Source organism: Vibrio sp. 10N.247.311.47 (genome assembly GCF_041467535.1).
Lineage (GTDB): Bacteria > Pseudomonadota > Gammaproteobacteria > Enterobacterales > Vibrionaceae > Vibrio > Vibrio crassostreae_C.
The window spans coordinates 1-6,096 of record NZ_JBFSUR010000069.1 but is presented as its reverse complement, the minus strand read 5'-3'; the positions used below and the strand labels follow the sequence as shown (position 1 = coordinate 6,096).

Genomic DNA, 6,096 nt, shown 5'->3' with positions numbered 1-6,096 from the left:
GCATTAGGGGCTCGCAATAGTGCGCAGTGGGATGCGCGCACTAAATTTGGTGTCGAGGTGTAGTGCATGAGTGGGTTTTTAAAGAGCGACTTTAGTTAATGGTGATTTTATTCACCTAAGAGGAAATGTCAACCCGATATAAGCTATTGCGTTTATCTTTAATTAAACTTGGGTAACTAAACAATGGAACCATTAGATCTTCGTATTTCAGAATTAATAAAAAATTCAGACCTTAGTTATGGTGAAATTGCGAGGCAATGTAGTGTTGATAGAGCAGCTGTTAGTAGATGGGTAAAAACAGGAAAGATGACTACTGAAAATTTCGCCAAGCTTTGTATCATCTTAAATCTAGATGCAAATGAAGTTCTTTTTGGTGAGCAATACGAATCTTATAAACAATTTAAAAGTTCTAAAGGAATAAGGCTTATTCAACAAGAGCTTATAGATAAGATTTTGTCTGAAAAAGAGTCTAACGATGATTTCCTTAATCTATTAAATAAATTATTAGAGCGACTAAAAGTTTAATCATTATATAGCGAAGAAAATGTTAGTGTTTTTTGAGTGTAACAATTTTGATTTGTGTGTGGTCAACTTTCGTGAGAAACGAACGAATAGTTGTCCATCGCATAAATCCGACACAGGAACGCCAAAGCGTTGCCCGTCAGAGAGCTCTTAACATTATAAAAACAATAGTTATCCACTTATCCACAGGACTAATTATCCTAAACTAAACCTAATATGAACCAAATTGATCCAAATTGATCCTTGTTCGCTCTGAAGCCTTGTCAGTAATGGCTTTATCGTTGATCTAGGTGTAGCATAAACTGTGATAGGTGTATTATAAACTGTATATGGTGTATCCTTTACTGTAGACGGTGTAGCATAGGCTGTGTATGGTGTAGCATGCACTGTAAAGTATGTTAGTAACTCATTTTGGATATTAACTATGGAAAACAAGCTCTTATCTGTAATTAGTGATGGTCTGGTTATATCTGATACACATACTATCCAACCTAATATATTAATTCGTACGGCTTTATTTACGCCGATTGCTAAAAACAGCAATAAAAGTGATGATCTTACCGTTGTTAAGCACAATGTAAGCGATGAGTTCAGAGATATATCTTTGTACAAGCGTGAAGGCTACGAGTACGCATCACTAAAGGGGGAGAGGCTCAATGTTCGGACCGACTTTAAAGTGTGGTGTGGGGTTGTTTTCGCTTTTTCTAAATATGGTTACGACTCCGATAAGATAACAATGAAACTCTCTGAATTTACAAAGTTTTGTGGATTTAGTACACAGATGTTGAACTCTAAGTTTCGTAAACGTATAAAGGAGTCCCTTGAGCGCATCCAGAGCCAAAAGATAAGTATGGCCACAAAAGATGGTTCTAAAGCAACCTCAACATCTTTGCTTAAAAAGTTTGTGTACGATATGGATAGTGATACGATCATTTTGGAAGGTGATCCTGACTTATGGGAGTTGTATCGTATTGATCGTCAAATCCTAATTAGTATGCGCACTCTTTCGTCCATTCCAAGAGCCGAAACTGCCCAATGTTTGTATTTATTTTTTGCGTGCCTACCTGAAGACCCCTTCCCAGTATCTTTAAGTCGTATGAGAGATCGTCTTGCTTTAAGTATGAGTAATAAGGAAGCGAACCGTTCTATTAAATCTGCAATTAAGAGATTAGAATCAATTGGTTACTTACATGGTCAGGAGACGACATGGCATGGTGAATGGGCCTACAAGATCACCAAAAGAAATAAAGCTCTCCCTGAGATCAATTAGATACTGACTGCATTTTATTTTGGGTGTACCTATTACTGCTACTGTATTGGTAAATACGGTGTAGCCCAAACTGTATTTAATTCTGCGTTACTCGTTTATGTCTCCATAAAAGGTGTAGCCTAAGCTGCCTCTTCAGTTCTAAATTTAGTCACTTTTATTAATTGGTGTAGTGTAAACTGCACCAATTGACTCTTTTGTTAATTCCAAGTTATTGAAAGTATTTTAAAATCCTCCCTTGTATTTATATTTATCAACGAATATGGACACGTAAGGTGTAACCCATACTGCTTTTCTTGTTGTTCTAATAACTCCTTGATAGTCCCTTATATGTTACTTCAGGTGTAGCGTAAACCGTTGTGTATTTTTAAGTAATTGAGAAGTATTGAAATTTGTAATCTTTTTATATGAGAACTGAGTGCTAATTTATCTTTGGTGTAGCCTTTACTGTTGGTCAGGGTAATTGTCGCTCAATAGTTGGTTTTGCTTAGTCGCTTTACTCGATCCTATTAGGTGTATTGGTAATGGTGTAGCGTAAACTGCATTTTGGTTAAGTTTTAATAAATAACCTAAAAAATGAATTTTACATACAAAAGCTGAATTTACCCATTGTTGGTGTGTAATTTTTGTGTATTATGAGGTTATGTTTTTGATAGGGTAAATTACGATGAATTTTGCTGATAAAGTAGATGCTATTGGTCGCCGAATGAAAGAAGAGAGTGTGTCTTTAAAGGATTCGCTTCGGGATATTATGACGGTAGAAGTTACGGATGAAGAGTTACCCAAAGGGGTTAGCCGTCTTATTTATAATCACTGCTTAAATAAGACCGAAGTATACGATTCACTTTTTGAGATGAAGTGCGTAAAGAAAACTTATCAAAAGAAGCTTGATCAAGCGATTGCAGATGGCCATGTAGATGAGCCTATTTATCATCATCGCAAGCACTTATTTACCAGAGCGCACCTACAACAAATCATGCAATACTTTGAATTTGAGAAGTATTCTGATTTTTACGAGTCATTTGTTGTCATCGTTAGTAACTACAAAGGCGGAACTGGTAAAAGCACAACAGCTGTTACTCTTGCGACAAAAGCGGCACTTGATTTAGATCTGAATGCTAAAGTTTGCCTTCTAGACTTAGATCCGCAAGGCTCAGCAGCTCGTGGGATCATTCAAATCGACGAGTCTAGAGAGCAGCACTACATTACTATTGCTGATCTTCAATGTTATGATCTTACGGAAGAGCAAGGTGACGAAAATCAAGTTAAAGCCTTGCTTGAACATGGTGTCCCTTTTGAGCAAATTGTATTGGCATCGGTGTTTAATACTCATCTACCAAATCTGGATGTCATGACGGCTTTCCCTACCGATGAGAAATTTTCTGACTACTACATGGCTTCAGATGAAGAAAAGCAAGTACAATTGCTTTCTCGGTTGAAAAAAGAAATTATTCCGATCCTAAAATCAAAATATGACATTATTATTTTAGATTTACCCCCTCAAAACAGCCCTATTGTTTGGTCCGCTCTGGAAGCCGCCAATGGTGTCCTTACCCCTATTTCTCCCAAAGCTTATGATTATGCATCTACTGAGTCATACTTATTAACTATTGGTGACATTGCACGAAACCTACCATCGGGCGGCGGTAACATCAGTTACTTCAGAGTGTTGCCTGTTAATTATAATGAGCGTGAAAAGCATGAGCGTAAAACGTTTAACAGATTGCTTCGCTCAGTACGTGATGACTTGGTCGTATCTCCTATCTACCACTCTCCATTATTTTTAGAAGCTGCGAGCCTTAATCGAACGATATATGACATTAAAAAATCAGAAAGTAACTGTACTGCAATGCAATACGATGAGGCCATTAGCTCGTCTAATAAGGCATACAAGGCATTTATCGACGAAATTAAGATTAAGGCAACTAAAGGGTAGTCATTGTGAAGAGAACGAAAAACAAAGCTCAACTAACTGGTCAATCATCATCTTCTTCTGGTGTTGGCGATCTATTCGCGTTATCTGCGACTAAGAAGTTTTTAGGTGGTAAATATGATGCTAAGCGGATCACCATTAAAGGATCAGATGTTGAATCGAAAACGGCCATTCATTACCTTAACCCTCGCAACCAAGATGCATTAACAATTGATGCAGTAGCTGATATCTATGAGTCGATCGTTGTTAATGGAGTAAGTCAAGAAGGTATCGCAGTTAGGAAGGATGGCCAGTACCTTGTACTCGATTCTAGTCGACGTCGTTTCTGTTGCATAAACGGTAAGGTTGACTTTCCTCTTTGGGTTATCGATGGTGAGCCAAGTGAGCAAGAGCTTTTAAGGTTAATCAATGATTCTCAAGAAGTTAAGAGGTGGTCTTATCCAGAGCATGGAGAATATTTACTGAAGATTGCCAAGTTAAAGGGATTATCTGTAGAAAAATTAAGCGTAGCTGAATTAGCTGAAAATTTGGGGATGGGGAAAGAGTCACTTCGAAAGAGGTTAGAGTCTTTAAATATAGTCAAGGCTCTGAGAGAGGTTTTCGTGGATTACGAAGGTATCCCTAATTCTTTTTATGGAAAGATTGCCGGATGTCAGAGAAAGTTAATAAAGGGTAACTTTGATGTTGAATCATTTGCTCGTGATTTATTGGGTAGGTTAGGTGTATTAGATAAGTCTAACTCTATAAAAGACCAACAACTTATTACGCTCAAAATCATGGAAGAGTTAGTGAATGAGCACATAGATGTAGAGAAAACTCCAAAATGGAAAGAAGAACAACTGGGCAATTTTGACCAGAAAGATATTTCTGCAAAACGCAAGATCAGCAAAGATGGAAGAAAAACTATCTATGAGCTGACGCGATTACCTGCAGACAAGCAAAAACAAATTGATGACTTCATGAATCAGATATTGACGAGTTAACCAGTTCTTGTCGGAAATGAATTAACTCGCTATATATCAATGTGTTAAGGTTATTTTATTGCCAAAGCAATGGGGGTGGTCGGAAGGGTTGGTAAGCTTAATGGCTACTCTTTCTAGTGTTGTTTAGTGTTTTGGAACAATAAAGTTTGTCAGTGACACCCTCGCCCTTTTTCCCTTTCCGGATAGGGCTTTTCCCTTGGGAAAACCCTTCCCTTGACCCCTTTCCCCTTTGGCGCAGCCTACCCTTTGAAACAAAATACTAGCCTTCTGAACCACAGCGCTGGGCGCAGGACATTAGGGGTATTGCTTCAATGTCTATCGGTGGACTATAGGTAATAGTAGTCAGGTTGCTTCAGACGCTTGCTTGGTGGAATTGAGTCAAAAAAAGAAGGGAGAGCATCATGCTCTCCCTTTCTTGTTTACGATGATAAGTCAATCATCTCATGTTGGCAGTGCTGACATTGTAATATCGTGACAGGCTGCTCTTGGCTATAGCGGTTATCTGCTCCAAACTCACCACGCTCTAAGAACGGTGGCTCTTCGTTGGCTGGAACATCGAGAGGTTGTAATGCGCCCTGCTCTCCACAGTTGATGCAATAGTTCATTTGTTTGCTCCAATTAAGATAAAAAGGGAGCGTACCGGGAGGCAAGCTCCCGGTTTGGGTTGAATTATTGTCGGATCTCACGCATCGCCTGGGCGATGTGTTGCAAGACCTTGTCAGCGCATTGCTCCAACGCTTGTCGGGTAGGATTGGGCTCACGCTCAAGTAACCGTTTCAGTTGGCAAGGAAACGCCTCCCCGTAGAAGAGGTACAACTTATCGGGCGCGTCTATCTCAAATTGCGCCAGATAGTGCTCGACTACAGGAATGACTGTTTCCAGTACGAGAGTGAAAAATTCCAAATCCCCACCGTTTGAGACCTGCTCAAACAATAAGTGGTTGTCGTCGCCATACGGAAAGCCTTCTTTGAAATACGCAAAGGCTAAGGCATGGTCGGTTGATATGAGTTGCGTCATCATTGTGTCCTTAAAAGTCGATGGGCACCCAAGCCCAACGGGCATCAGATGCCCATTGGGGGAAGTTAAGACGTTAACGTCTTAACGCGTTGTTTGCTTGAGTAAGGATTTGGCTAACGCCACCTCCACACTGTCGCCATCACTATTGAGTACATCCAATCCATTATCCGGCATGTCGCCAGAGGTCGATTGGGTGACCGCTATCTTCTTGGCCATCAATTCAAGGCACGCCATTTGCGCGCTGTCTTGGTAGCCTAAAAAGCTCACGTCCACATCCTCTCGTTGACCAATACGCCAGCTGCGTCTGGCCGCTTGCATCAGCGTGTAGACGTTATAGCCGGTGTTGGTAAACACAATCGAAGGGAACTCCAACA

Annotated in this window: 6 protein-coding genes and 1 pseudogene; 4 read left to right on the top strand and 3 right to left on the bottom strand. The window is 39.8% G+C overall.

Annotated elements, in window-relative coordinates:
* Positions 1-183 precede the first annotated feature (183 nt).
* From AB6E51_RS23840 to AB6E51_RS23825, 4 genes are all read left to right on the top strand, one after another.
* Complete coding sequence (locus AB6E51_RS23840; RefSeq protein ID WP_076656852.1) at positions 184-525, top strand: helix-turn-helix transcriptional regulator; 342 nt, start codon at positions 184-186, stop codon at positions 523-525.
* 421 nt (positions 526-946) lie between these two features.
* On the top strand, positions 947-1,792 hold the full coding sequence (locus AB6E51_RS23835; RefSeq protein WP_076656853.1) for a RepB family plasmid replication initiator protein: 846 nt from the start codon (positions 947-949) through the stop codon (positions 1,790-1,792).
* 664 nt (positions 1,793-2,456) lie between these two features.
* Positions 2,457-3,725 carry a ParA family protein gene (locus tag AB6E51_RS23830; RefSeq protein ID WP_102331893.1) on the top strand — a complete coding sequence of 423 codons (1,269 nt, stop codon included), beginning with the start codon at positions 2,457-2,459 and terminating at the stop codon, positions 3,723-3,725.
* A gap of 5 nt (positions 3,726-3,730) precedes the next feature.
* On the top strand, positions 3,731-4,705 hold the full coding sequence (locus AB6E51_RS23825; RefSeq protein WP_076656855.1) for a ParB family protein: 975 nt from the start codon (positions 3,731-3,733) through the stop codon (positions 4,703-4,705).
* Between the two features lie 419 nt (positions 4,706-5,124).
* Here AB6E51_RS23825 and AB6E51_RS23820 read toward each other — a convergent pair whose 3' ends face one another.
* The 3 genes and pseudogenes from AB6E51_RS23820 to AB6E51_RS23810 form a co-directional block, all read right to left on the bottom strand.
* Positions 5,125-5,310, bottom strand: a complete 186-nt coding sequence (locus tag AB6E51_RS23820) for a hypothetical protein (protein ID WP_102333862.1) — start codon at positions 5,308-5,310, stop codon at positions 5,125-5,127.
* A gap of 64 nt (positions 5,311-5,374) precedes the next feature.
* Positions 5,375-5,722, bottom strand: a complete 348-nt coding sequence (locus AB6E51_RS23815; protein WP_102333863.1) for a hypothetical protein — start codon at positions 5,720-5,722, stop codon at positions 5,375-5,377.
* 81 nt (positions 5,723-5,803) lie between these two features.
* Positions 5,804-6,096 (bottom strand): annotated as a pseudogene (locus tag AB6E51_RS23810) (helicase); the annotation flags it as partial.

What these genes read in the sequence shown, in the direction of transcription:
- AB6E51_RS23840 (WP_076656852.1), top strand. Translation starts at nt 184, where the DNA reads ATGGAACCATTAGATCTTCGTATTTCAGAATTAATAAAAAATTCAGAC.
- AB6E51_RS23815 (WP_102333863.1), bottom strand. Translation starts at nt 5,722, where the DNA reads ATGACGCAACTCATATCAACCGACCATGCCTTAGCCTTTGCGTATTTC.
- AB6E51_RS23820 (WP_102333862.1), bottom strand. Translation starts at nt 5,310, where the DNA reads ATGAACTATTGCATCAACTGTGGAGAGCAGGGCGCATTACAACCTCTC.
- AB6E51_RS23830 (WP_102331893.1), top strand. Translation starts at nt 2,457, where the DNA reads ATGAATTTTGCTGATAAAGTAGATGCTATTGGTCGCCGAATGAAAGAA.
- AB6E51_RS23835 (WP_076656853.1), top strand. Translation starts at nt 947, where the DNA reads ATGGAAAACAAGCTCTTATCTGTAATTAGTGATGGTCTGGTTATATCT.